1 protein-coding gene is annotated in these 1,048 nt (G+C 40.3%); it reads left to right on the top strand.

All coding sequences use genetic code 11. The annotated features are described in order from the left end of the window. The first annotated feature begins 464 nt into the window (after positions 1–464). Positions 465–869 carry a nuclear transport factor 2 family protein gene (locus QTN95_RS20825; RefSeq protein ID WP_331418875.1) on the top strand — a complete coding sequence of 135 codons (405 nt, stop codon included), beginning with the start codon at positions 465–467 and terminating at the stop codon, positions 867–869. Positions 870–1,048 lie beyond the last annotated feature (179 nt).

The raw sequence follows: 1,048 nt of genomic DNA, 5'->3' as shown, positions 1-1,048 counted from the left end.
AAGTGAATCAGGAGAAGCGAAGTCATCAACATCAATAAGCCAGTGAGCCAACATAAAAAATACCCTCAAATATGAAATGTTTGAGGGTATTTTCAACCAACCACAGGATCGTTCAACTGATCATTTACTTAACTGATCGGAGTTAACCTTAGGGTCGCCTTTTTTATTGTTTATATTGATATGGCAAAGCTCAGCTTAACAGGACAAGCTTAACAGGACACACACCTAAATCAACGGCGTTCCTGTCGGCGAACAACAAAGTTTGGTCAGTTACAATAAAGTCTGATCGTTTTTTGTCTAAATCAAGTCGTTCGGAGGGGCGTTAAGCTAAAGCATTTCTGCCTCAATCTGATTTATCCCTAAATTTTTGACTAGCTACATAGGCGGTTATTGACCTACTTATTCTAATAGCTAATTATGTGTTTGATAGCAGTTATTACAGTCTTGTATATTTTGGAGGTCAAATGGATGTTCTCGTAGAGCAAGAGATTGAATTACACCAATATGAAACACGCCAAAATAAAGCGGATATTGAACGTTTGATCCATCCTGGTTTTTCTGAAATAGGTAAGTCTGGGAACTCTTATGACTTTGCTTCTGTCATCACAATGATGACAACAGAAAAGCCGTCAAACACCCGAGTTCATTCGCAGAAATATGAATGTATCCAACTTGAGCCGTCGGTTCAGCTACTAAAGTACGAGTCAGCTTTGGTAAATGAGTGTGGAGAAATTAGTAACTATGCTAAACGTTGTTCCATTTGGGTTTTCACCGGTACTTGCTGGCAATTGAAGTACCATCAAGGTACGCCTTGCTCTCCCTTCGAACTAGAACCGATACAAACCCTTGTCCCCCCTAGTACCAACTAACATTATTTTGCCCCATTCTGAGCAGGCTTAAAAGGACATATATGGTCACCTCGCTGTTCGCAAGGCCTGATTGAAATTAATGTCGGTCTTTTCTTTAAGCTATTTCATAGGCACCCTTAACGGAGATTAACATTGATGGTCGACGGTCTTGCGACATATATCCGGCGTCGTTATAGCAA

Origin of the sequence: Vibrio sp. M260112, from assembly GCF_036533775.1 — a bacterium.
Taxonomy (GTDB): domain Bacteria; phylum Pseudomonadota; class Gammaproteobacteria; order Enterobacterales; family Vibrionaceae; genus Vibrio.
This window is presented reverse-complemented; position numbering and strand designations above follow the sequence as displayed.

Coding starts and splice junctions, on each gene's coding strand:
- QTN95_RS20825 (WP_331418875.1), top strand. CDS start 465: ATGGATGTTCTCGTAGAGCAAGAGATTGAATTACACCAATATGAAACA.